The sequence below is a fragment of the Idiomarina sp. ST20R2A10 genome, from assembly GCF_051842345.1.
GTDB classification, from domain to species: Bacteria; Pseudomonadota; Gammaproteobacteria; order Enterobacterales; family Alteromonadaceae; genus Idiomarina; species Idiomarina loihiensis.
Window position 1 is genome coordinate 1 of sequence record NZ_JBNIEY010000013.1, and the last position, 22,482, is coordinate 22,482.

A 22,482-nucleotide genomic window follows, 5' to 3' on the forward strand; every position below is an offset into this window, starting at 1 on the left:
CTGGGGTGTTGCTGCACAGTTTGTTGCCATTGCTCGGGCAACTGTTGTGCATTGGCGTAGCTTGAACTTATTGCCAGGCTGGCGGCAACAAACAAGCGTTTGCTATGTGTCGAAAATGGACCCATAGAGAGACTCCTCGGTCATTTTACTGCGTTAATAATTCGAATTGATCCGCTGCGTTGCAACGTTTAAAACAGTTATGAGGAGATTGGAGGCCGAAATAGCGGTAAAGATAAAGGGTTAGAATAAACTTCAATATAACCAGAGCGAGACGTTTTGAAACGAGGGAGCGCCATAGCTTTTTCTGATTTCATTGCATAAAGATGGAATGAACCGTGGCAGTGACAGCAATGATGACAATCAAAACTGATATCGCCATTAAGAGGAAGCTCCTCCTTATCAATATGAGATTCGTCGTGCTCAAAGCTGAGGTGCTGTTCGGAGGAAGACTGGTGAGACTGGTGCACGTCTGCGACTGCCTGACTAATTTGAGTCAGAACCGCAAACAAAATCACTATGATAAACCCCAGTCTGAACATTATAGCCCTTGGTTTGTAAAGCTATTAAACGATAACGTAATTAATATGGGTTTACAAGAATCTACTTGAGTTCCCAATGTTAGAGGCTGAGCAAAGTTTGTGAAATCTTAGGTTGATTGGTAATATAGCTCATCTTTGGGGAGTAGCCTGTTTCCATAGTTGGAAGCGTTCGTGTCAACATAATTGGCCACATGCCATGGTGCGAACACCTCTCGGTTGGCGAGACCATCGATATATCCATGCTGAAGGTTGGGCGTGTGGGTATATCGTGGACTCAGAATGCACAGCCGGAGATAACTCAATGAACCTAATTGCTCTTCTTTTACTTGCTTTTTCTATGTCAACGGACGCTTTTTCTGCGGCTGTCGGTAAAGGGGCAAGTCTTAACCGTCCTCGTTTTTTCGAAGCACTAAGAATGGGCGTGATTTTCGGGACGATTGAAGCAATAACCCCTGTTATTGGTTGGTTGGTCGGTAAATCAGCAGCCTCTTATGTTGAAGTCTGGGATCATTGGGTAGCCTTCTTTTTATTGCTGGCCCTTGGTTTACATATGGTTTATGAAGGCTTTAGACCCGGCGGAGAAGAGGTAGACAAACCCTCCAGACAATCGTTTTTTAAAGTTTCTCTTACGGCGTTAGGCACCAGCATTGATGCCATGACAGTTGGTGTAGGCCTGGCCTTTATTGATGTGAATATTTGGCTTGCCGCGGTGCTTATCGGTTTAGCTACAACCCTTATGGTTACTTTGGGAGTGATGTTAGGGCGCTTTGTTGGAGCGGTAATAGGTCATTGGGCAGAAATGTTCGGCGGGATTACTTTAATTGGAGTGGGTTTTTGGATCTTGTTAAGCCACATATAAGAAAAGAGTTTATTAGGATAACGCTATAATTTCACTGTCTAATCTGAATTTGGTAGCTCTATCTGCACTTCAAACCCAGATGGCTGGATATTGTTAAATGATATCTTGCCATGGTGCAATTGTATTATTTTCGAGGTGATGGACAGCCCCAGACCAGAGCCGGCGATATTAGTGTGTTCGCGGAATCGATAAAAACGCTCTCCCATTTGTTCAGTTATTTCGGCGGGCACACCGCTGCCTTGATCTCTTATCTTGATAATAATGCTTGCCGATGTATCAACCGCTTCTATTTGTATAGTGGAGTCTGCCGGTGAAAATTTCATTGCGTTGGATAAGAGGTTGGTCAATGCGCTGACTATTAACGCGTTATTGCACGTTATTTTTATTGTGGGAACACCGATTTGCCATTGGTAGTCCTCGACTTGATTGATGGGTAGGCTATCAATCGCTAAGGAAACCAAGGTTTTAATTTCAATTTCATCAAAGTCGGCAGAATTATCCAAACTATCCAGTCGATTTAAACGCAAGAGTTGATTAACTAAATGCGACATCCGCTCTACGGCATGAAAAATAGCTTTACCGGACTGTTTAGAATCCTCCAGAGATTCAGCATGAATAATATTTTCCGCATGTACCTGAATGGCGCTTAACGGTGTGCGCAATTCATGTGACGCATCAGCAATAAAGCGCTTTTCCCGCTCTGAAAACATCTTAATTTGATGTAATAGTTTATTAATTGCCTGTTTTATCGGGATCAACTCTTTGGGCAGGTCGGACTCAATTGGAGACAGGTTATTTAACGCTCTGGCTCTTAAGTCTAAGGCAAATCTGTTAACGGGTTTCAGTACAAGATAAATAATGAAGAGTATAATTAGGCTGATAGGAACCCACATCAATAATAGCGGGTATAGTTGTTCTGAAGCCAGGTAGCCACTTAGCTCACTGCGTACATCCTGTCGTTGAAAAGTGCGCACCCAGATGCCTTTAGATTCTGAGAAATAACTGTAAATAAACCATGTTTGCGCATCATTCTCTAACGTATGGTAGCCAGCCTCTAAATTTTTAAGTGGTAGTACCCGGAGCTGATTGGTGAAAGCCAACAATTCACCATTGGCACTGTATATATGATAGCCGATTTTTGACTCGTACTTATGGCCGCTAGGGCCCCTCTCATTAGCGGGCTCGTCTTCACCGGTATCATCATAGTTTGATATCGGGATTCTTTTGGGTACTGAGTGAGTTTCCGGGGACGGTGTATAAAATGTTGCTAGCGACTTTGCGGTTTGTGCGAGTTGCGCATCAAAAACTTCATCCAATTCGTGCAGGATATCCCGATAACTGGTCCAGGCTGTAATCGCTAATACCGCAATTACAGCTAAGTTAATGCCAATAACCAATGAGCGGCGAAGCGACCAAAGTTTCATAATGATTCGTCTTTTAATCGATAGCCTAAACCCCGGATGGTGGTTATCAGGCTAGGATCCAGTTTCTTGCGCAAATGGTGAATGTGAACCTCTAACGAATTGCTTTCGTTATCACCATTCCAACCATAACATGCGCTCTCTAGTTGCTCTTTACTCACTATTCTGCCCATATGTAATGCTAATTGTTTAACTAACAACCATTCTAACCGGGTCAAATTGATGACTTTATTGCGGAAACGACATTGTTGTGATGCGATATCAACACTGAGCTCACCGCAGATTATAACATCGTTTAATTGCTGGTTTGCTTTTCGTACCTGAACCCGAATACGGGCTTCTAACTCACGCAGTTCAAATGGCTTTACAACGTAGTCATTGGCTCCCTCATTCAGTGCCAGCACCTTCGTATCAATGTCATCCCAAGCGGTGAGCACGACAATAGGAACTTGTTGGCCTGCCTTGCGGAGCTTTTTGATGAGGGATACCGCATTACCATCGGGTAGGCCGAGATCAAAGATTGCGAGTTCGAATTGGTCGGTTTTGAGAGCACTTTCCGCTTGTGACAGATTCATAGCTAGTTCGACAACATAACCCATACGGTTCAGGCCTTTAATGATACCTTCTGCCAAGGTTTTGTCATCTTCAAGGAGTAGTAGACGCATTCGCATATCTCTCGTTAATCTGCGTTAAATCAAGGTTTGCATTATAAAGTGACGTTTCTACATTAAAGTAACCCAATACAGTATGCGAGAAATTATCATGGCTAATATCGGCATCTGAATTATTTTTCGTCATTTCAAATGTCTTTGTAGGCCAGGTTATCCATGGAATATGACGCTGTTCTTTAGGGGCTAACCAGTTCGGTAAACCATGCAGGTAGATACCGTTATCACCTAGGGACTCACCGTGGTCGGATACATACATCATGCTGCTGTCCAGCTCGTTGTGGCTCCTCAACAACCTAATGACCTGACTGACGAGCCGGTCCGTTATCAATAAGCTGTTGTCGTAGGCATTTATAATTTCGTCTTTTGTGCAGTTCGTTAATTCCCGGCTTTTGCATTCCGGAAAAAATCGTTTGAGTTTTTCTGGTGAACGCTCGTAGTATGCTGGTCCGTGGCTGCCCATTTGGTGAAGTACAATGATTGAATCCTGAGTGATGTTTTGTAACCAGGATTTCAATTCATCAAGCATATCAAAGTCGTAGCAGCCCGTTTCTCCACACCTATTTTCATTCATTACAATGGTATTAATACGGTTACAGACGTCTTTGCACCCGGAGTTATTTTCAATCCAGGTCGCATTGATACCGGCGGTTTCTAAAACATCTAATACATTACTCGAACTTCTGGCGGCGTTGGAATAATTATCAGCCGTTAAAAAACTGAACATACAGGGAACAGAGACAGCCGTGGCTGTGCCGCATGACATAGCATCTTTGTAGCTCAAGAGTTGCTCTGATGTTGCCAGTTCCGAGAGCATGGGGGTTGTCGGCCGATCATAGCCATTGAGTGAGAAGTGATCGGCACGTGCCGTTTCGCCCAATACGACCACCATGATTCTTGGTTTTTCCGAGGCTTTAGTTTGCACTGCGTCCTGCCCCAAAGCGGTAAACTGAGCCGGCTTCTCGAGCTTTTGTCTTACAACTGAGACGCTCGCAGAGACGACATTGAAGGGTGCGATCCGATATTTTATATCCCGATGGTTACGAAATAAGGAGGCAAAGTCGTCATAACTTGTATAAGCAATACCAACCGCTAAAAAGCAGAAGCAGGCTGTTGCAACAAGACTCTGTTTAATCTGTGTTAGCGGTCTTGCTTTGGGGATTTTTATGTACACCAGCAATAAAGAAGGGACGATACCCAGTGCTATTAATGTGATAAAAAAACCGGTAGAAAGTTGGTCTCCTGCCTCTGCCGGATCGGTTTCTATGGTGTTGATAAGCATGTCGGGGTCAATAACAATGCCGTATTGCAACATATAAAATGAGGCTGGTGCAGCCACAATCATTAAAATAATCGCCAGTGGCTTGAACGCATTAACGAACCGGCTTAACGCTAGCACAAAGGCATAAAAACAGAGTGTGAATGCCATTAACTTAAACTGTGTGAATGGTTTTACACCGTAAGCCTCCAAAGCGCTTAACAATGGGCCGGAGTAGGCAAAGGTTAACCAGGTCGCAACGACCGTTAACAGTAGTGAAAAATTAAGGGTTAGTCGTTTCATGCTGTTCACCTATATGAAAAATGAATAACGCGATGCTCCAGCAAATAAAGGCTGTGGCGATATCGTCGACGAAGAAGTGGGCGCCACGCAGTTGTTGTGCAAAGCCGAGGATGAAGCCGACAAGAAGTGACAAAACGGCCGATGTCTTAGCAAGGTCGGGGCGGTTTTTACGCCAGAAAAAATAAAGTCCGATCCACGCAAAACCGATACTCGAATGCCCCGACGGAAAGCATCGTCCAGAGCTAAAGTGACTGTCACTTAACGACCACAAATTAACGTAGGGTTTAGTGCCGCCGTATAGACGCAGATCCCAGGGGCAGTCCATACCCAGAGTGGCCTTGAGGTAATTAACCAAGCCAAAAGACAGTAAAAGGGATAAGAGCAGCAGCACATAGCGACGCCGCTGAGAGTGATTTTTTCCCGGAAAAAACTGGACTAAGGTCAAGGCTAATAGCGAAATGACTGCGATTAGATTGAGGTTGCGCACACCTTCATGAAAAATAGTTTCAGTAACAAAGTGGTGTTTAAGTGACCACTGAAAACCCTCGAGTTGATAGAGTTTATTGGCAACTAAAAACTTGAGATCAAATAATTCTGCCGTTGTTAATACAGCAATAAAAATTAGTAGCGTAAACAGCCAACGTTGCCAGATCGTTGTCATTTTCAAAACGGCCATAATAGCGCTGCCCAAACGATGATGAACTGAAGGATGGCAAGGAATACGGCAGCCGACGCAATATCCTTCGCGCGCCCGCTAAGTTCGTGAAAGTCCTCACCGATGCGATCGACCACAGCTTCGACAGCGGAATTAAGCAATTCAGTAATGAGCAAGCCGGACAGAGACAAAAACATTATTAGTCGCTCTATTAGCGCCAGCGGTGCCAGAATTAAAATAGGCGCTAATAAAATGACCAGTACCACTTCTTGACGGAACGCCGCTTCAAAAAGCCATGCAGCCTTAAGCCCTTTTATGGAATACCGAGTTGCATGAAGTATTCGGATTATTCCGATTTTACCTGGTTTCATGATGATTCCTGTCACGATAAAAACTGCATCCTAAGCAACCAATATTAAGTTCAGCTTAAGGTTCCCCGTTTACTATCCAAACCATCATCAAAACTGGGTTGGATTGTTAATGCATAATGTTTATTTGCTAAAGAGAGGGGGAAGGTCGTTAGCGCACTATCGCACGCTGATTACCGGGTTTGGGCTTGGGTTAATTATTTTGAGTGTCAGCCGTCTACTGCTCTTTATCTGGCAGCATGAGCGCGTAACAGAGGCCGGAAATATTGGCTATCTGATGATGATGGGATTGAGGGCTGACGTTGTTCAGATGGGGTATCTGACACTGCCATTATTGTTATTGGCGCCGCTATTTCTAAACCGCTGGGGTGTCGGGCTTTGGCAGAAAATTCAGGGCATCTGGCTGATTGTTGCTATTACCTATATTGCGTTTATGGAGATATCAACGCCTGCCTTTATTATGCAGTACGATTTGCGGCCTAACCGTTTGTTTATTGAATATTTAGCATACCCCAAAGAAGTGTTTAGTACGCTCTGGGGCGGTTTTAAACCCTGGTTATTTTTAAGCGGTGTGGTTGTGATTGGCTTTTTATATGGGTTAACTAAATTAGCAAAGTGCTTGAATAGATCAACCGGCGTTGGGCACAAACACATTGTCAGTTCGCTGATTGTCTGGCCGGTATTGGTGATTCTTGTTTTTGCGGGGGTTCGTTCAACCCTGGCGCATCGGCCGGCTAACCCGGCCTTTTTCGCGGTGACCTCTGATGCATTGGTGAATAGTTTAATTATTAGTTCAGCTTATTCGGTGGAATACGCAATTTATAATATACGCCACGAGGGGAGTGCTGCCCGTGTTTATGGTAGTGCCTCAATCGAGCAAATACTCAATACCGCGAAAAAACAACCTCACTTAGTCGCGAAGACCTTTCCGTCAGAGCAATACCCAACGGTGCATTTTAATACCGCTTCCCGTAACTACGATAAACCGAAGAATATTGTTGTTATTCTGGAAGAAAGTCTGGGGGCTACTTTTGTTAAAGATTTAGGTGGCATTGGTGTGACGCCAAACCTTGAACAGTTGCGGCAGGAAGGTTGGTGGTTTAAGCAACTATACGCGACGGGAACGCGTTCGGTTCGTGGCATTGAAGCGGTCATTTCAAGCTTTTTACCGACACCTGCACGCAGCACGGTAAAACTCTCCTTGTCGCAGCAAAACTTTTACACAGCGGCTGATTTGCTGTCGCGTAAAGGCTATTTCACCGAGTTTATTTACGGTGGTGAAACACATTTTGACAATATGGGAACCTTTTTCATCGGCAACGGCTTTCAGTCAACACTGGGGCAAAGTGACATCACTAATCCACAATTTTTGGGTAGTTGGGGAGTAAGTGACGGCGATTTATTTAATACCGCGCATCAGCGCTTGGAAGAACTGGGAAAAGCCGGACAACCCTTCTTTAGTTTAGTTTTCACTTCTTCAAACCACGAGCCGTTTGAGTTTCCTGACAATGCAATTGAGCTTTATTCAAAGCCAAAAAATACGGTTGAGAATGCCGTGAAATACGCTGATTTTGCTTTGGGTCAGTTCATTGAAAAGGCTAAAAATAGTGACTATTGGGAGGATACAATTTTTCTGATTGTTGCTGACCATGATACGCGTGTCTACGGCAACGAATTAGTGCCCATTAATAAATTCCGTATACCCGGACTTATTTTGGGTGGGTCGATTCAACCCAGGGAAATCGACTCAATAGCCAGTCAAATTGATTTATTACCGACCGTTATATCGCTTGCGGGTATTTCTGCCTGGACCCCGGCAATAGGGCAGGATCTATCAGCAAAAGATGTACCACCCGCTAATCGTGCGATGATGCAGTTTGGTAGTAATTATGCGTGGATGACTAACGAGGGCGTGGCCATATTAACGCCGGGCGAGGATATGACGGGTCATTACGACGTTCAGAAAAACCGCTTTGTCGCAGATGATAAGACGAATAGCCAATTACACGAAGAGGCACTGGCACATGCGTTGTTGCCATCCTGGCTGTATCAAAATCGGGCTTACTTTGTGCCGGAAGGTCTCAACTAGAGTGCTTATTAGTCTGGTCGCTTAAGATTTTCTTAATAAAGGGTATTCATAATGATTCCTGACAATCAAAAGGGGGCTTTATGAATACCCACTACTCTGGCTTATCAAAGATTAATCACTGGTTCACGGTTATTCTTGTGACCGTTATGCTCACGCTCGGCTATATGATGCTTTTTGCTGCTGAAGAAAGTACCGAAGGTTTTTTAAAAGCAGTCCATATTAGCATCGGTTTTTTTGCGTTCTGGTTTTTGTTGTGGCGAACAACTTACCGCCTAAAACAGGGTTTTCCGAAAACACATTCGATGGATGTAAAAGGAATTATTGCGCGCGGTGTTCATTATCTTATTCTGTTGAGTTTGGTGGTATTAGTTATAACTGGTCCGCTTTATCTTTTTACTGAAAATGAAGCGGTAGTCGTGTTTAACTGGTTTAGCGTTCAGTTTGACTTAACGGCACTAAAAGTTATTCATGAACCTGCGGAAGAAGTACACAAACTGTTTGGCTTGTATCTACTGCCTGTTTTACTGGCGATACACATCTTGGCAGCTACTTTTGAATATCTGGTAAATTCTGAGCAATAATAATTTAAAAAAGGAGCATGTCGTTAGGCATGCCCACAGTCATCGAGTTTGACTGGTCAATCAATTGGCTAACACTTCCGTACCATTGATGCAGAAGTTTTTGAAATTAATTGGTTTGTAGTGGCATAGTTGATTTGGCTACCTAATTAATTAGGCCACTATAGCTTCATTTGAGTAAAGAGAAGTCGGTTCAACGTGAATGAATGCTTGGCTTAGAATATTTTTGTTTATGTAGTCAGCCAATTAAAGCTCCTTATTCGTTTAGCTAGAATTAGTAACGTTAGGAGTCCTTCTCGAATCAGCCTCTAAATATTTGAAACATACATCATCTCGTTGGGCGTAAAGCACAAGGAAAGACGATGTTCCCAAAATGCAATAACGGGAACAAGCAAACTCACTAAAAACGGGCTATTTCCCCCTTTATACCCTCTTAAGTACTCAAAATCACGTTTTACAGCAAAAAAGGAACTCGATCATGGCCGAAGTACAAGCGGTTAAAGATCTGGATACCGTGAAGCTCATTAGCTACCTTCTCAAACGAACCTACGGTCAGCAAATTGCCGACGTCTGGGATATCGGCTTGAACCTGGCGTTACGGATTTCAGATTTACTGTCTATCAAGTTTGAAAACATAAACGATGAGCGTCTGACCCTGGTTGAAGGGAAGACGTCGAAACAAGCAACGATTAAATTGAACGACAAAGCACGGTCGATTATTGCTCGCATTAAAGAGGAGCATCCAGATCATACTTACCTATTTCAATCCTATCGAAACCAATGGTCTAAAGGCTTGGACGAGGCCCCGATTAGCCGCCGTTACGTTTCGCGGGCGTTCGCGGCGATTGGAGAGGAGGTTGGCATTAAACTTGGAACTCATTCAATGCGAAAGACCCGAGGCTATCACCTTTATAAGAACACAAACGACATCGCCAGGGTAATGAAGATGCTACGTCATAGCTCTGAGGCTGTGACGCTGCGTTATATTGGCATTACTCAGGAGGATGTTGACCGTGACTTTGCTGAATTAGAGCTATAGGGGCTGAGGGCCCCTATTTTTTGTGTCGTCCATCCGAAGTACCAATCAAGCGAGATTAAAACCTATATCACCTAATGGCAGTTACGGCTGCAGTTAATTAACTGTCAATTAGGAGAACATTTATGTCGAATGTAACGGTGGTTCATACCAAGTCGGAACTAGAGCTAGCCATCGAAAGGCGGGATAAAACAATTGCTGTAAAAAGCGCGTCACTGGCTGATGATGTGAAAACGGTTAAGTCAGCCTCATCTGGAGCTTTTGCTTTAGCTATTGGCTCTGCAGGCGTCTTTGCTACCAATTTCTGGAATCCGCTGGGCTGGGGCTCAGGTATTATCGGAACGCTATCTACAGGGTCGCTGATCACTGCAATTATCGCGATTGGTCTCAGCTCGACATTGCTATTCGCTATCTACAACGATTACTCGATTAAGGGGCGAACATCGATTCAGCTGGCTGGTGGTAACAGCATTGATGCGGATTTGGTCATGGAGAGGGACTAACTATGGCTAGCATGAAACGAAACATTATTGGCGTTAAAATGCGACCAGGTGAGGTTCGCTTTGTTGCTGTTGCGTCGATTGAACGTGTGGAAGCGTTTGGTAATTACGTAAAGATCTACTTTGGCAACGAGCGAGTGCTGCATCGAGCAACGCTATCTGACATGGAGGAATTACTGGACGATAGATTCATTCGCATCCATCGCAGTCACATCGTAAAGCGAGACCAATTGAGAAAGCTCTTATCAGAGTTAGGTCGATACCAGGAAGTGGAATTAGCTGATGAGACCGTGCTTCCGTTGGGAAGTCATTATAAGCGCCAGCTGATGCTCGATATTGGTTTGTAAGGGATAGGCTCAGGGTAGGTTAACCCTGGGCTTATTTTTTGTCTTAGGGGCTCCTTTAACAGCGCCATCACGCATGATAGGGACATTTGCTGGCGCCTCGATACCAAACTTGACTTGACCATCCTTTAGCTTTTTCGGATGTCTACCGTTATATGGTTGCCTATTGTGAGTTTCACGAACCCCATGCGGCTTAGAATGGGTACTGTGAAGTCCTTTTCCATCAAGTTAAGCTAACTGCAGCTAGGTTAAGCTTAGGACCAATATTTCTTGCGATTGCTGCATGCAAGTCTATAGTGACATGATGAGAAAGCTCTAGAATTCATGTCTTTAGTACATGATTTATGTCGTTCTATGAAACTTTGGCTAAATATAGAGCAGGTGACTTACTTAGAAAATGGAATATTAGTAGATGCGCTTTTTTTCGGAAGGACCCAACATTCCCGACTTGTTGCTGGAGAGACGAGATCGGGGGCAAGTAGTTTTTTTGTGCGGGGCCGGAGTCTCTCTAAGCGCTGGCATGCCAGACTTTTACAATCTTGCAAAGTATGTGATGGATTTTTTCGATCCGCCTAAAGGGTCGGCTGTAGAGTCAGAGTTTAGACCATGGATAGAGGAAAATGAGAGCGGAAGCAAACGCTCAAAAACTCCTCTCGACCAGATTTTTCATCTTCTTCATCAGGAATATGGTCGGGATGAAGTTAATGAGTTGGTTGCTGAGCGGTTATGGAACTATCGAGTAGATGGAGCGAAAAGTACAGAACATAGTGTAATTGCTAGAATTTCGTCGGACCAAGAGGGTAAGCCTCAAATCGTCACTACTAACTTTGATCTCTTGTTTGAGAAATCAGTTAACGACGGAGAACTAGAGATCTATCAACCTCCTGCCTTTCCTGACATAAGTCTTGGTGTTCCGCTAACAGGGATCATCTATTTACATGGACGACTTCAAGATCCGAAGACTGAGAACCATCCATATATCCTTAGTAGTGCAGACTTCGGGCGAGCATATTTATCAGAGGGTTGGGCTACAAATTTCATTCGCTCGCTGCTTAAAAGCTACACAGTTGTATTAATAGGTTATCAAGCCGAAGATCCACCGGTGAAGTATCTCCTCCAGGGGTTAAATCACGATGGGCGGTCGGATAGATCAAATCTTTATGCTTTTGATAAAGGAAAACCTGAAGATATTGAAGCTAAATGGAGAGATAGAGGCATTACCCCTATAGCTTGCAAAGATTATCCTAGTCTTTGGGAAAGTCTCACAGCATGGGCAGAACGAGCAGAAAACCAACGGCAATGGAGAGCCAATGTTATTGATACAGCAAGGAAAGGACCTCGTAAGCTGTTTGCCCACGAGCGAGGTCAGGTTACACATTTAGTACGCACGACACCAGGGGCTAGACTGTTTGCCATGGCAGAGCCTTCGCCGCCGCCAGAATGGCTGTGCGTTTTTGATGCTCTGTGTCGCGTGGCCAAAGAAAGCAGGAGGTACGGCGAAGGCGCTGAAAAGTTTGACCCTTTTGAAGAATATGGATTGGATGATGACCCTCCTAGATCTTCGGAGTTAGATAAGCAATCGAATTGGGAGCATGACCATATTTTCGAGTGGCGACGAGGCGACACCAATCCCACCAATGGCCATAGACTTGGAGGCCGTCAAATTGCAGGTTTAGAAAGTATGCCCCCAAGGCTAGCCCATCTTTCCAATTGGCTTGCGAAGCATATAGATAGCCCTATTGTTGCGTGGTGGGCCGCCCGTCAACAAGGACTTCACCCGCGACTTGAGAATATTATTAAGAGAGAGTTGCGAGGAAATCATGAGCTTCATCCTGAGGCGCGTCGTAGTTGGAATCTTATTCTCGAATATCAATCCGATAGCCGAAACTTTTGTTGGAATAGTGACTGGTATGAAATTAAAGATAGAATTGAGAATGAGGGTTGGACTCAAAGTGTGCTAAGAGATTTCGAAACCGCAACAGCACCAGTATTATTCTTACAACGACCTCTAGGCATTGGAGCTTCGAAGCCTCCGTCAGGAGACTGGGAAGAAACTAGTACACAGGAAGTTGCTCGCTTTGAGGTAAAGTTTCCTGATAGGTATGAGTTGAAGCTACCTGATGAAACTTTGGAGCCAGTCCTGCGTATTGTTGAGTCACATCTTCGTCGAAGTGAAGGGCTTTTATTGGATGTGCAGGCAATCTATTTTTTAGTTCCTACATGTTACCCAGAGCGAAAAGTCGACGTTGAAGAAAACGACATTCATGCAATGTTTAATTGGTACGTTGAATTATTTGTTCGAATGATCTCATACGATCCAAAAAAGGCCAAAGCATATGTAACTACTTGGCCCATTGATGAGAGTTTTTACTTCAGAAAGCTCAGACTTTTCGCACTTAACCACGCAGAGTTATTTGGGGCTGAAGAGGTTGTCGACAGTTTAATGGCGCTTTCGCAGGAAAGCTTTTGGGATCACGATGCACGTAGAGAGCTGTTATTTCTACTTAGAGACAGATGGGAAGGATTTTCGGTTAAGAGCAGACAGATATTAGCTGAGCGCTTACTTGACGGACCAGACGAGTCAGATGAAGAATATCCGACTCTCAGTAAGGAAATAGCGTGTCGCTATTCGCGCTGGCTTACTCTACAAGGTAAAGAGCTGTCAAAGAGTCAAACATCGCGTTTAGACAATATGCTTTCAGAGCTACCTCGATGGAATGATGGCTTGGCGGGGAGTTTTGTTGAAGAATCTGTTAGTTCCGTTAGAAGTATAGGTACGGATGAAGCGCCTGATACAGTTATAGAATTACCAGTTACACAAGTAGTAGAGAGTGCACAGGCTGTATATGAACGAGATTTTGACAGCGACACAGAAAGACGCCCTTTTACTGGTTTAGTGAAAGTTAATCCACGGAAGGCACTTGCCTCTCTGTCACACATGAGCCGACGGAATAAGTATCCCCAAGCTTTTTGGTCTACTTTAATTAGTGATTGGCCAGACGAAACCACCCCTCGGCTATTCTGTGTATTCCTTCACAGGTTAAGTAACTTACCTTATAACGCTATTCGTGAGTTAAGAAACCCCGTCGGGCGATGGATTCAAAAAAAGCTAACTATGGCTTTTCAATTTGATGAAGCACTCGCATGGAGTACCTTTGATCATCTGGTTTCTGGGCTAATCTCTGAAGAAGGGCAGGCTACACGCAGTGGGTTAGGAGAAGTTCGTAGAGGTGGTGAAGTTATTGAAAAATCAAGGCGAACTATTGAGCATGCTATAAACGGCCCCGTTGGCCAAGTGATGGAAGGGTTACTTAATACACTGAACTCGTTGAAGCTAAAGCAAGGGGTAGGAATACCAGAAGAACTCAAATTTCGAATTGAGCATTTAACTTCCGCACCTGGGGAGGGTGAAGATCACGCTGTTGCAGTTTTAACTCGGCAGATATGCTGGCTGCACTATCTAGATCCTGAATGGGTTAAGGAGCGGGTCATTCCTTGGTTTAGTTTTGAGCATAATTTATCAGAGCCCGCGTGGAATGGATATTTGTCTGCAGCAAAGCTTCCACCTTATGAAATTGGGGTTTTGCTTAAGCCCTTAGTGCTGAAACTATTTCCAAGAATTTATCAATGGAGTTGGGCTCAACATTTTTCAACTGTAGCAGCTCAGATTGTGGTTGAACTTTCAATATTTCGAAGTGGAAAACAGGATGGGTTGAACGGCAAGGAAGCTCGTATTTGTCTGCGTAATATGGACGAAAAAAACCGTCAAGATGCAATATTTCGGCTACGTTTGATAGGTAAGCGTGAAGAGAGCGGTTGGTCTGAACACGTTATTCCTTTCGTCAATACAGTTTGGCCAAGAGAGCGTGAGCTTAGAACATCCAAACTAGTATCGTCGTGGGTGTCTTTGTTAGACGATACTGACGACAAATTTCCTGAAGTACTCAGCTCAGTTCGAAAGTTTTTAGTACCGGTAGAAAGCGGAAATCATTGGCTTCATTCCTTTAGTAGGGGCATTAGGGGAAAAGAGCCTCTTACAATAAAGTATCCTGCTGATGTATTAAATTTACTCGATGTGATTGTTCCTAATAATCCGAAAGGTGTTCCGTATGAACTGGCCCAAATACTTGACATCATTGAAAATACAGATGCAAACCTTGTAAGTGATCGAGTTTTTTTAAGGTTGACTAGCTTGATTGAACAAACTTAGGCTAGAGAATGTATTCCGCTTTAATTAGACTATCTAAGCTCCGGTTTTATCCAGTTTTTTAGGTCAAATGTTAGATTTGGTCTAAACTCTTTTCAGCTCATAACCGTTAACCTTTCCTTTTGCTTCCGCATGGCTAGGTAGGCTTCTCACTAACTACATTAAATGTTTCAGATAATCTCGCCCCAATATCCATTAGCTCGTTGCAGTTTCGTGGGTCACACATGGCCCGAGCCGCTAAATTATTTTGTAAGTCGCTACGGCAGTAGTCGTTATTTTTAGCGGCGATATCATTAAGATATTTATTAAACATGTGCGCCGCGAACTTATCGGGCTTTGTCCATGTGTCGCGCATCATGTTGAATAGTGACTGGTTATCGCATTTCATAGCTATGCCATAACGGTTTAGATGCAACATGCATATTAGAAATGCGGTCTCAGCAGCTTTGTCTGGCTTTTGGGACCAGTTACTTTGCGCCAGCTGCACACCATACTCGGCGGCAACCTGAAAGACAGTTTCAAGGTTTGCTTCAAAACCTGCATACGTTCGACTGACTATGATACAGATTTTAATTAGAGCAGAAGTGTTAACTTCTGCTTCAATGTTACCGTGGAAAGCATAATGTGCTTTAACAATGTCGTCCGACGTGAGAAAGACAAGTTCCATAGTGATTCATCCGTTAGTTAATAGTTGTATTTGTAAGCGGTGATTCCTCAATACCGCAGGGGAGAAACGCTGTTGGTCCGCTCATGGTCAATGCGGTCCATCATCCATTCATCGATTTCAGAATCTATCCAGGCAACGTTTCTGCCGAGTACATGAACAGGCTTGGGGAATTTGCCTTCCCCAATCAGTTTGTAAATTGAGGTGCGCCCCAGCCCGACGCGTTCTTTAACCTCGTTTAATCGTAGAAACCTCATTAGCTTCTCCATTTCTTTGTGTCATAGGATTAGTAAGAACTGAGATGAATTAACGCGAACGACGAATCAATCAAATCTCAGGCCTATATCACGCATGTGCATTGAAGAATCGAAAACATGGAGACACAAAATGCACGAGCAAAACGCTGAGTATGTAACGAATGGGCCGATGACTGAGGTTGATGTGTTGAATAAAGCGTCTGAGATCTTGGAGACGAAGTTTTTGAAGGGGGAGGGCTTTACCAGCCCATCGGCCGCAAAAGACTTTCTTAGGTACAAGCTGGCGCATCAAAAACGTGAGGTGTTCGCAATACTGCTGATGGATTCACAGCACCGGCTGATTGAGTATAAGGAGTTGTTCTTTGGGACGATTAACGCCGCCCCGGTGTATCCCCGCGAAGTGATGAAGGAAGTGCTTCAGCAAAACGCTGCAGCCATCATCCTGGCGCACAACCATCCATCGGGGGTGACTGAGCCATCGGAAGCTGACAAGCGTGTGACGACGCGTATCAAGGACGCGCTCAATCACATAGACGTCCCCGTGCTTGACCACATTGTAGTAGGCCAAGACACGGTTTCGTTTGCTGAAAGGGGATTGTTGTAGTTGTAATGCCGCTAGGCGCGTAGAAGAGGTTTTCCCTGGGCCTCTTCTGCGTTGCTTGGTGCCTTATGTTGGCGCTTTATTTTTTGCCTTATTTACGACTTGTGGTGAACGCAGGGCGACCACGTTGATAAAGCGTTGTACTCTCCTTGCATAAGTAGCTGTAATGCCTAAAAGCCTCTCGAGTTTCCTGACTGAATGAATTAAACGGGCCTTTTAAGCGACGGTATGACGGCGTTGACCCATGAATTAAATACTCAGTAGGGCCAGCGTTAACGCCTCCCGTGCTATACCAGGCATCTCTAATGATTTTCCCCAGCTCTGAGTTATCACCAGGTCCCAAGTTGCCTACCTGCCTGAAGACATCGTTGTTGACGAAAAGAACAACATGGTAATGCTCGTATGGTGATTGTATGTTTTGCTCAGCTTTACGGGCATATCGGACAGTGCAATGATGCGCAGAGCCTTTAAGTAACCTTTCTCTGTCATACTTAGCCTTAATTCTCCGGTTAACAGCTCTGATGAAATGCTCCATTGGCGGCTCAAGATGCAAAGGCATACCGGCTACAGGCACTTTCAAATCAAAGCGAACCGCTAACGTCCGTGAATGCTCATTCAGCGCTCTTTCCATCGTGTCATGCAGACCACTTAAATCTTCCTTAATATATGGCGCGTGTTGAGACCATAGCGGAAAGCCTTTGTACGAAGTGTCGTAATACAGTGTTTGGTTATGGTTCATTGGGTTGCGTGTTGGTCTGTTCATAATTAGCTCCATGATCATTGAATACTCATAACTGATCTGATCCTGTAATAGTTAACCATGAGTCAGACGGTAAGCTTGGGGGCTTACCTATCACTGGCTAAGCATTGGTTACTAGACGTACCAATGAATGATGTACACAGTGGTAGTTATAAGTATTACTATTACCGAGAAAACACCTGTCGGCATTCGCTGCACTTTTGGATCTCAAGTGACAGCGTTCTCGACGATTTTGACTAATCTCCGTTGTTCGGAAGTTAGTATTTGATTGGCAAAAAAATTGCCGGTTGGGCAATGCTACGAGGCTGATCAATTCCTCGTAGCGAGTGCCATTATCGAACCGATTTCAAATCGAAATGGTCGAAAACCCTGATACACCTGATATCCGTATCAACCGTATCGGCTTTTTAAGAGTTTCAGCGCTGAAAAGTACTCAGTTTTATGATGTCGTTTATTTTTCCTCCATAGCTATTCAAGCTTTCGACGGTCAAAGACTGCCTTTATACTTGTTGTAGAATCGGTTCCACATATGCGGGTCGTGAGCAAAGGTAGGCTGTAAATCGAGATATACTAATCCAGTAGTTGGGTCATTACATACTCTCAGCTCTCCCCATACTTGTAGTAACTCCACAGCCTGCGTGAGCGCTCTTAGATTTCTGAGACGGCTTGGGCCACTGCGTCTAATTGCCGCTTTTGATATGTACCGTTCACCATTTTCTCGCTTGGTTTGGCAATATTCTTGAAGAGCAAATGCATCTTTCAAGTAATTAGGATAAGTCTGGAAACACCTCAGATAAGTGTCGGAAAAGTGAAACGCAATCCTTTCCGCATCTTGGAGAATCCCTAAGCTTATTTTTTCGTCTTTCCCATGCTCAAAATAGGATAGCAATGCGGCAATGCGGCTGATGTTTTCAAGCAGCTTATTACCGTGATCTTTTGCATATTGAAAACGTCCGTTGACTTGCAAGCCAAGCTCAATTTCGTTGTAAAGGTCTTGAGCATAGGCTTTTGCTTCGTCAGAAAACTCGATAACATGCCGAGTTTGGTTGGTCGTGAAATTCTCAGCCAGTATTTCTTCCATTCTCTCAACGTAACGTTCGTAACCCTCCTTAGATTCGACCCTAAATGGGTCTAAAAATCGCGTTCCTTGAGTCGTTAGTGGGTTGCAAAAAAGGAATCGCCCCAAGAAACCAATACCTACTGCTTCGACTCCCTTCTTATGAAGAAACGTCTCAATCGCGCTTGGCTGTATTAAAATAGAGAGTGTTAGTCTCGTATTGTCGAGAATAAAGCTCTCTGATGTTTTACGGTTAACAGTAAACGACTCTCCTGACCATTGGCTGTTTAAAAAAGCGAGATCTCTGGCTATCGGGCCGCCAAAAACTGTACCTCCTTCGTTAGAGACCATCGCTGCGTTACCATTGCCTTTACTCATGTCAGACTGAACTGATTCAGGCGTACCGTCTTCGAAAATAAATTGTGATTTGATTGGTTCTTTAGGTTTTTTACGTTGTAAAGCCAAGAGTTCTGCTTCTGCGCTTTCTATTGCCTCCTTTTTGCCCGTCTTCATAGCTTGACTAAGTTTTTTCTTTATCAGCTTCTTTTTGTCATTAAAAATCTCTAGTTCAAGTTCATAAACTTCCTGCTTTTCTGCGTATTTCTTTGCCTCTTTTCTTTCAAAGTCAATAATGGGTTTGAACACTTTAGTCGCTACACCTGTTTTTCTCTCTCCAGATTCAGCGATGACGCATAAAAATAGCGACGTTGGTCCTGAGCCTCCATATATTCTCTCAACATCAACCTGCCCTTGTGCTGCTGTGGAAATAGCGCCTAATACCGCCTGTAAAATTAGCTCGCTTGGAGCTTGTACAGTAGAGGTCAGCGAGTTCACTACACCTTGTGTAATTGGACTATGGAATAACCCATTACTAAGATCTCTGTTTGGTTTTGATAAGTTTGGTACACCTTTAGTTAACATTTCTTTTCTCCTTACGTGCGTTGATCCAGTCAATGACTTCTTGCTCGATGTAACGAACCGACCGCTCTCCTAGGCTAATCGGCTTAGGGTAAGTGGGATCGTAGCTTTTCGAGTTTTTATCCAACTTCGCAAAGTGGTACGATTTCGAAATTGACAATAAATTAAGCACCTCCTGTAGTCTTAAAACTTTCCCTGGAATATTTGTAACGTTCGCTGTCATATAGGCCTCCATAAATGGGCTTGATTGAAAACAGAGAGAATTACAACGTATGCAAGGAAAATATTACATAACGTACTTTTGGGAGATTTATGGAAAATGATTTAAGGAAGACTTTGCATGATCAAGAGGTCGCATTTCACATAGAGACAAATGAAAAGGATGAAGCGTTTAACTTCGATGAGAATACGAAAGAGTGGAAGGAATTTGAAACCAAACGGTTTTATTTGAACTGGTGGAGGTATCAGTATTCTCACAGACACTTTAGGGCAGAGGTTTTAAGGAACGAAGATCTCGCTGAGGACGTGGATGAACTACTAATTTATCTACCATGCCTTTTTGAAGGATTATCCAAACAGTGGAAGGGGGCGAATAGAAATAGTCAAAAGTATTTAACAGCTTTTTTCGAGTTTACAAATTGTCTGGTTTACTCCTTCCACAAGCAGGTCGAGAACGATGGTTTTTGTGATCCAAAGTACGAGTCTCTCGTGCTTAAGCACGGAAATCCGCTAGAAAAGATTAATAATCAGTTTGATATAGAAAAAATTGAATTCCTTCACGATTGGACCGTGGAGTATGGTTTTCTAATTGTGCCGCTTTTGGGGAAGACCGACGCAAGCGCAAGCTGGGAGGCATTTGTGACAAAAACGCCAGAAAAGGTATTCGGGAAAACTGCACCGTGTCTTTACACTTATCCAAAGTTTAATGAAAGCATGGGGGGAGTGAAAATATCGACATCTCAAAATCGGTATGAGTGCCCCAACGACTGTGATATAGCGGTCTATTATCATAAAGGGGATGTAATAGATCATTTGAGAAAAAAAGTGAAGGAATACTTTCAGAACTTACCTTCGAGTGGCAGGGGGGTTAAGTCTGTTGGGACGAAGAGTGACTATGATGTCGCGGTTTACGTAAATAGCAATAAGTGTACGCCGAGTTACGTAATGGGAAGGTTAGAAGAGCAGATCCTCTGGTTGAGTGCTTCCCGGGACTCAAACCGCATTTGGTACCCTGGGTGTCTGTCTGATGAAAAGTCTGAGAAGAAATCCAAGTCACGCGCTAGAAGGTTATTAGAAGGAGCCAAAAAAGCCGAGAAGCTGACAAAAAGTTGGGCAAAAGTAGATTCTAATAATACTAGAAGAGCCATCGCGTTAGCTTTGTGGGATTCAAAAAATATAGACGGGAACCACAAAAAGCTTCACTCACTTATTCTAGAAAAAATAGAAGAACTTCGCTGCAAGCACCCAAAAAAGCTCTCTTCTTACTACACTCATTTTAATACCAAATATCGAAAGCCCACCGAGCCAGCGAAGAAAACGAAGAAGCATGATGCAGCAGCGAGGCTCAGTGATCAGGAAATCAAGCAGCTAAACGACGAGAACAAGAGAAACTACCAAGGAGAAAAAGCGTATCGAGTTCAGTTGATGGGGGATGGTTTTTCCGCACGGCTCGATATAAAGAAAGATATGGATGACGACTATAAATTGACGGAGTTTTGCATAAGGCATGGGGACTACTTTTTGCGCGAGGAAAGGTTGAACTCACGTGAGCAAGAAAAAGTTAAAAGAAAATGAGTTTAATCGTACTAATTGTATCTCCCTCTAATTATTAGAAGGAGAACTGTTAGCTTGACTCATACTTCGGTTTCCGTAAGCAGCTTTCTCAATATGCTCAGACCACCATTCCATCATTTCTCTGCGCTGCTTCATGTAGGTAGCGCGGTTGTATGCTCCACGAATTTTGTCTTTGTCGATATGCGCCAGCGCAACTTCAATCACGTCTTTATCAAAGCCCTGTTCATTAAGTGTAGTACTGGCTAGGGCTCTGAGGCCATGGGCAACAAGACGTCCCTCGAAACCCATGCGTTTGAGAGCCATGTTAGCGGTTTCTTTGTTGGCATGCTTAAGGGGAGCCCTATCGGAAGGAAATATGAACTCTCTGTGGCCACTCAGTGGCTGCATAAACTCGAGTAGCGCCAATGACTGCTTGGTTAAAGGTACTTCATGAGGCCGTCCCATTTTCATTCTCTCGGAAGGAATGGCCCATATTGCATTGTCAAAGTCGATTTCTTGCCAACGGGCCTGCACGGCTTCACCTGGGCGGACCATGGTATGCAGTTGCCATTCAATCAAGCACCGAGTCACGTATTTGATGTTGGCAAAGTTTAAAGCCCGCATGAGCTCCGGTAACTCATCAGGGGTCAGTGTTGGCATATTCTTAACCCTAGATGAGGGTATCATCTGATTAATGCCTGTCAGTGGATTATGTTGGACGATACCAACATTGACTGCAAACGACATGACGTTATTCATCCGCCGGGCGACTTTACGCGCCATTTCAAAGCTGTTTCTTTTGGTGAGGGCCTGAATGACTTCTATGGCTTTGGGGGCGGTTAACTGCTCGATAGGAATTGAGCCAACTCTCGGGAATACATCATTTTCGAGTGAGCGCCAGATTTTGTTGGCAGTGTCGGGTTTAACCTTTGTTCGGTGCACTTCTATCCAACGTTCAGCAACTGCTTTAAATGTATTGCTGGCGGCAGCCCGTTTTTTTTCAATTTGTTGGTCACGGTGAGCTATGGGATCAATATCTTTGGCTAGTAATTCCCGATTCTGCTGGCGCTTTTCTCTCGCCAATTTTAATGAAAGATCTGGGTAGTTACCTAACGTTAGATTTTTTCGACGCTGAGTAAAAGGCTCTGAATAATTAAAGATCCAAACTTTTTTGCCAGAAGGTTTGACTCGCAAGAACAGACCTTGGCCATCAGCTAGGTTATATTCTTTATCTTTTTTTTCTGCCGCATCGATTTTCTTAGGAGTAAGCGGCTGGGGGATTTTAGGCATTTTTGTAACACACCTTAAGTACATTTCGTTCCGTGTTACATAACAGTGTACAAAAAGTTGTGGATAGTAAGAAACTAAAAAGGACTTCAAAAGACCTTAATCCAGCTAAAGCTATTGATTAATAAGGGATTAAAGTACAAATAAGGACCACTAAGGAGGGGGAAGTGGTGCCCGGAGGCGGAATCGAACCACCGACACGAGGATTTTCAATCCTCTGCTCTACCGACTGAGCTATCCGGGCAACGAGGCGTATTAAACGTTTTTTTCAGTTTCGAGTCAACCGCTTTTTGTACCTTTTCTACTGTTTGCTCAGTAATTGCACATTAAGCGGTTGTTT

Annotated in this window: 22 protein-coding genes, 1 tRNA gene and 1 riboswitch; of the genes, 10 read left to right on the plus strand and 13 right to left on the minus strand. The window is 43.9% G+C overall.

Annotated features, from left to right (window positions below; all coding sequences use genetic code 11):
- Window positions 1-197: 197 nt before the first annotated feature.
- Window positions 198-539: a hypothetical protein gene (locus tag ACP7H9_RS13290; protein ID WP_166649039.1), complete on the minus strand. Its 342-nt coding sequence runs from the start codon at window positions 537-539 to the stop codon at window positions 198-200.
- Window positions 540-664: 125 nt separating this feature from the next.
- Window positions 665-802, plus strand: a riboswitch (yybP-ykoY riboswitch).
- Window positions 803-840: 38 nt separating this feature from the next.
- Here ACP7H9_RS13290 and ACP7H9_RS13295 point away from each other — a divergent pair.
- Window positions 841-1,398 (plus strand): manganese efflux pump MntP, encoded by a 558-nt coding sequence (locus ACP7H9_RS13295; RefSeq protein WP_439222893.1) that lies wholly within the window; start codon window positions 841-843, stop codon window positions 1,396-1,398.
- A 38-nt stretch (window positions 1,399-1,436) separates the two neighbouring features.
- Here ACP7H9_RS13295 and ACP7H9_RS13300 read toward each other — a convergent pair whose 3' ends face one another.
- Genes ACP7H9_RS13300 through ACP7H9_RS13320 form a run of 5 tightly spaced genes read right to left on the minus strand, consistent with a single transcriptional unit; the run spans window position 1,437 to window position 6,074 of the window.
- On the minus strand, window positions 1,437-2,822 hold the full coding sequence (locus tag ACP7H9_RS13300; protein ID WP_110014391.1) for an ATP-binding protein: 1,386 nt from the start codon (window positions 2,820-2,822) through the stop codon (window positions 1,437-1,439).
- Complete coding sequence (locus ACP7H9_RS13305; protein ID WP_110014390.1) at window positions 2,819-3,484, minus strand: response regulator; 666 nt, start codon at window positions 3,482-3,484, stop codon at window positions 2,819-2,821. Before ACP7H9_RS13305 ends, ACP7H9_RS13300 begins: the two co-directional genes overlap by 4 nt.
- Entirely contained in the window at window positions 3,465-5,048 is a 1,584-nt protein-coding gene (locus ACP7H9_RS13310; protein ID WP_110014389.1) for a phosphoethanolamine transferase, read from the minus strand. Before ACP7H9_RS13310 ends, ACP7H9_RS13305 begins: the two co-directional genes overlap by 20 nt.
- Window positions 5,029-5,724 (minus strand): phosphatase PAP2 family protein, encoded by a 696-nt coding sequence (locus ACP7H9_RS13315; protein WP_110014388.1) that lies wholly within the window; start codon window positions 5,722-5,724, stop codon window positions 5,029-5,031. Before ACP7H9_RS13315 ends, ACP7H9_RS13310 begins: the two co-directional genes overlap by 20 nt.
- On the minus strand, window positions 5,712-6,074 hold the full coding sequence (locus ACP7H9_RS13320) for a diacylglycerol kinase (RefSeq protein ID WP_110014387.1): 363 nt from the start codon (window positions 6,072-6,074) through the stop codon (window positions 5,712-5,714). Before ACP7H9_RS13320 ends, ACP7H9_RS13315 begins: the two co-directional genes overlap by 13 nt.
- Before the next feature lie 109 nt (window positions 6,075-6,183).
- Between ACP7H9_RS13320 and ACP7H9_RS13325 the strand changes: the two genes are divergently transcribed.
- From ACP7H9_RS13325 to ACP7H9_RS13350, 6 genes are all read left to right on the plus strand, one after another.
- Entirely contained in the window at window positions 6,184-8,160 is a 1,977-nt protein-coding gene (locus ACP7H9_RS13325; protein WP_110014386.1) for an LTA synthase family protein, read from the plus strand.
- Between the two features lie 80 nt (window positions 8,161-8,240).
- Entirely contained in the window at window positions 8,241-8,741 is a 501-nt protein-coding gene (locus ACP7H9_RS13330) for a cytochrome b/b6 domain-containing protein (RefSeq protein WP_110014385.1), read from the plus strand.
- Window positions 8,742-9,216: 475 nt separating this feature from the next.
- Window positions 9,217-9,777, plus strand: a complete 561-nt coding sequence (locus ACP7H9_RS13335) for a tyrosine-type recombinase/integrase (RefSeq protein ID WP_110014384.1) — start codon at window positions 9,217-9,219, stop codon at window positions 9,775-9,777.
- A 122-nt stretch (window positions 9,778-9,899) separates the two neighbouring features.
- Window positions 9,900-10,277, plus strand: a complete 378-nt coding sequence (locus ACP7H9_RS13340; protein WP_110014383.1) for a hypothetical protein — start codon at window positions 9,900-9,902, stop codon at window positions 10,275-10,277.
- Window positions 10,278-10,279: 2 nt separating this feature from the next.
- Entirely contained in the window at window positions 10,280-10,621 is a 342-nt protein-coding gene (locus ACP7H9_RS13345) for a LytR/AlgR family response regulator transcription factor (protein WP_110014382.1), read from the plus strand.
- 517 nt (window positions 10,622-11,138) lie between these two features.
- A complete protein-coding gene (locus ACP7H9_RS13350; RefSeq protein ID WP_439222894.1) occupies window positions 11,139-14,828 on the plus strand; it encodes an SIR2 family protein in 3,690 nt (1,229 codons plus the stop codon).
- Window positions 14,829-14,961: 133 nt separating this feature from the next.
- On the opposite strand, the gene ACP7H9_RS13355 is transcribed toward ACP7H9_RS13350, so the two are convergent.
- Together ACP7H9_RS13355 and ACP7H9_RS13360 are read right to left on the minus strand one after the other, a co-directional pair.
- Window positions 14,962-15,492 (minus strand): hypothetical protein, encoded by a 531-nt coding sequence (locus ACP7H9_RS13355; RefSeq protein ID WP_317503978.1) that lies wholly within the window; start codon window positions 15,490-15,492, stop codon window positions 14,962-14,964.
- A gap of 47 nt (window positions 15,493-15,539) precedes the next feature.
- A complete protein-coding gene (locus tag ACP7H9_RS13360; protein WP_414019067.1) occupies window positions 15,540-15,746 on the minus strand; it encodes an AlpA family transcriptional regulator in 207 nt (68 codons plus the stop codon).
- 130 nt (window positions 15,747-15,876) lie between these two features.
- Here ACP7H9_RS13360 and radC point away from each other — a divergent pair, with 130 nt between their 5' ends.
- Window positions 15,877-16,350, plus strand: coding sequence for a RadC family protein (radC, locus tag ACP7H9_RS13365; RefSeq protein ID WP_053953340.1), 474 nt, complete (start codon window positions 15,877-15,879; stop codon window positions 16,348-16,350).
- A gap of 88 nt (window positions 16,351-16,438) precedes the next feature.
- Here the strand turns inward: radC and ACP7H9_RS13370 are convergent, their stop codons facing one another.
- Window positions 16,439-17,110, minus strand: a complete 672-nt coding sequence (locus ACP7H9_RS13370; protein WP_166635839.1) for a YagK/YfjJ domain-containing protein — start codon at window positions 17,108-17,110, stop codon at window positions 16,439-16,441.
- 57 nt (window positions 17,111-17,167) lie between these two features.
- On the opposite strand from ACP7H9_RS13370, the gene ACP7H9_RS13375 reads away from it, so the two are divergent.
- Complete coding sequence (locus ACP7H9_RS13375) at window positions 17,168-17,347, plus strand: hypothetical protein (RefSeq protein WP_133566303.1); 180 nt, start codon at window positions 17,168-17,170, stop codon at window positions 17,345-17,347.
- A gap of 247 nt (window positions 17,348-17,594) precedes the next feature.
- On the opposite strand, the gene ACP7H9_RS13380 is transcribed toward ACP7H9_RS13375, so the two are convergent.
- Both ACP7H9_RS13380 and ACP7H9_RS13385 read right to left on the minus strand, forming a co-directional pair.
- Complete coding sequence (locus ACP7H9_RS13380; RefSeq protein WP_110014355.1) at window positions 17,595-19,085, minus strand: YfjI family protein; 1,491 nt, start codon at window positions 19,083-19,085, stop codon at window positions 17,595-17,597.
- On the minus strand, window positions 19,075-19,317 hold the full coding sequence (locus ACP7H9_RS13385; RefSeq protein ID WP_110014354.1) for an AlpA family phage regulatory protein: 243 nt from the start codon (window positions 19,315-19,317) through the stop codon (window positions 19,075-19,077). Before ACP7H9_RS13385 ends, ACP7H9_RS13380 begins: the two co-directional genes overlap by 11 nt.
- Window positions 19,318-19,394: 77 nt before the next feature.
- On the opposite strand from ACP7H9_RS13385, the gene ACP7H9_RS13390 reads away from it, so the two are divergent.
- Entirely contained in the window at window positions 19,395-20,876 is a 1,482-nt protein-coding gene (locus tag ACP7H9_RS13390; RefSeq protein WP_110014353.1) for a hypothetical protein, read from the plus strand.
- 27 nt (window positions 20,877-20,903) lie between these two features.
- Here the strand turns inward: ACP7H9_RS13390 and ACP7H9_RS13395 are convergent, their stop codons facing one another.
- Complete coding sequence (locus ACP7H9_RS13395) at window positions 20,904-22,145, minus strand: integrase domain-containing protein (RefSeq protein WP_166635837.1); 1,242 nt, start codon at window positions 22,143-22,145, stop codon at window positions 20,904-20,906.
- 165 nt (window positions 22,146-22,310) lie between these two features.
- Window positions 22,311-22,386, minus strand: a tRNA-Phe gene (locus ACP7H9_RS13400).
- Window positions 22,387-22,482: the final 96 nt, after the last annotated feature.

Coding starts and splice junctions, on each gene's coding strand:
- ACP7H9_RS13290 (WP_166649039.1), bottom strand. CDS start 539: ATGTTCAGACTGGGGTTTATCATAGTGATTTTGTTTGCGGTTCTGACT.
- ACP7H9_RS13295 (WP_439222893.1), top strand. CDS start 841: ATGAACCTAATTGCTCTTCTTTTACTTGCTTTTTCTATGTCAACGGAC.
- ACP7H9_RS13300 (WP_110014391.1), bottom strand. CDS start 2,822: ATGAAACTTTGGTCGCTTCGCCGCTCATTGGTTATTGGCATTAACTTA.
- ACP7H9_RS13305 (WP_110014390.1), bottom strand. CDS start 3,484: ATGCGTCTACTACTCCTTGAAGATGACAAAACCTTGGCAGAAGGTATC.
- ACP7H9_RS13310 (WP_110014389.1), bottom strand. CDS start 5,048: ATGAAACGACTAACCCTTAATTTTTCACTACTGTTAACGGTCGTTGCG.
- ACP7H9_RS13315 (WP_110014388.1), bottom strand. CDS start 5,724: ATGGCCGTTTTGAAAATGACAACGATCTGGCAACGTTGGCTGTTTACG.
- ACP7H9_RS13320 (WP_110014387.1), bottom strand. CDS start 6,074: ATGAAACCAGGTAAAATCGGAATAATCCGAATACTTCATGCAACTCGG.
- ACP7H9_RS13325 (WP_110014386.1), top strand. CDS start 6,184: ATGCATAATGTTTATTTGCTAAAGAGAGGGGGAAGGTCGTTAGCGCAC.
- ACP7H9_RS13330 (WP_110014385.1), top strand. CDS start 8,241: ATGAATACCCACTACTCTGGCTTATCAAAGATTAATCACTGGTTCACG.
- ACP7H9_RS13335 (WP_110014384.1), top strand. CDS start 9,217: ATGGCCGAAGTACAAGCGGTTAAAGATCTGGATACCGTGAAGCTCATT.
- ACP7H9_RS13340 (WP_110014383.1), top strand. CDS start 9,900: ATGTCGAATGTAACGGTGGTTCATACCAAGTCGGAACTAGAGCTAGCC.
- ACP7H9_RS13345 (WP_110014382.1), top strand. CDS start 10,280: ATGGCTAGCATGAAACGAAACATTATTGGCGTTAAAATGCGACCAGGT.
- ACP7H9_RS13350 (WP_439222894.1), top strand. CDS start 11,139: ATGCCAGACTTTTACAATCTTGCAAAGTATGTGATGGATTTTTTCGAT.
- ACP7H9_RS13355 (WP_317503978.1), bottom strand. CDS start 15,492: ATGGAACTTGTCTTTCTCACGTCGGACGACATTGTTAAAGCACATTAT.
- ACP7H9_RS13360 (WP_414019067.1), bottom strand. CDS start 15,746: ATGAGGTTTCTACGATTAAACGAGGTTAAAGAACGCGTCGGGCTGGGG.
- radC (WP_053953340.1), top strand. CDS start 15,877: ATGCACGAGCAAAACGCTGAGTATGTAACGAATGGGCCGATGACTGAG.
- ACP7H9_RS13370 (WP_166635839.1), bottom strand. CDS start 17,110: ATGAACAGACCAACACGCAACCCAATGAACCATAACCAAACACTGTAT.
- ACP7H9_RS13375 (WP_133566303.1), top strand. CDS start 17,168: ATGAGTCAGACGGTAAGCTTGGGGGCTTACCTATCACTGGCTAAGCAT.
- ACP7H9_RS13380 (WP_110014355.1), bottom strand. CDS start 19,085: ATGTTAACTAAAGGTGTACCAAACTTATCAAAACCAAACAGAGATCTT.
- ACP7H9_RS13385 (WP_110014354.1), bottom strand. CDS start 19,317: ATGGAGGCCTATATGACAGCGAACGTTACAAATATTCCAGGGAAAGTT.
- ACP7H9_RS13390 (WP_110014353.1), top strand. CDS start 19,395: ATGGAAAATGATTTAAGGAAGACTTTGCATGATCAAGAGGTCGCATTT.
- ACP7H9_RS13395 (WP_166635837.1), bottom strand. CDS start 22,145: ATGCCTAAAATCCCCCAGCCGCTTACTCCTAAGAAAATCGATGCGGCA.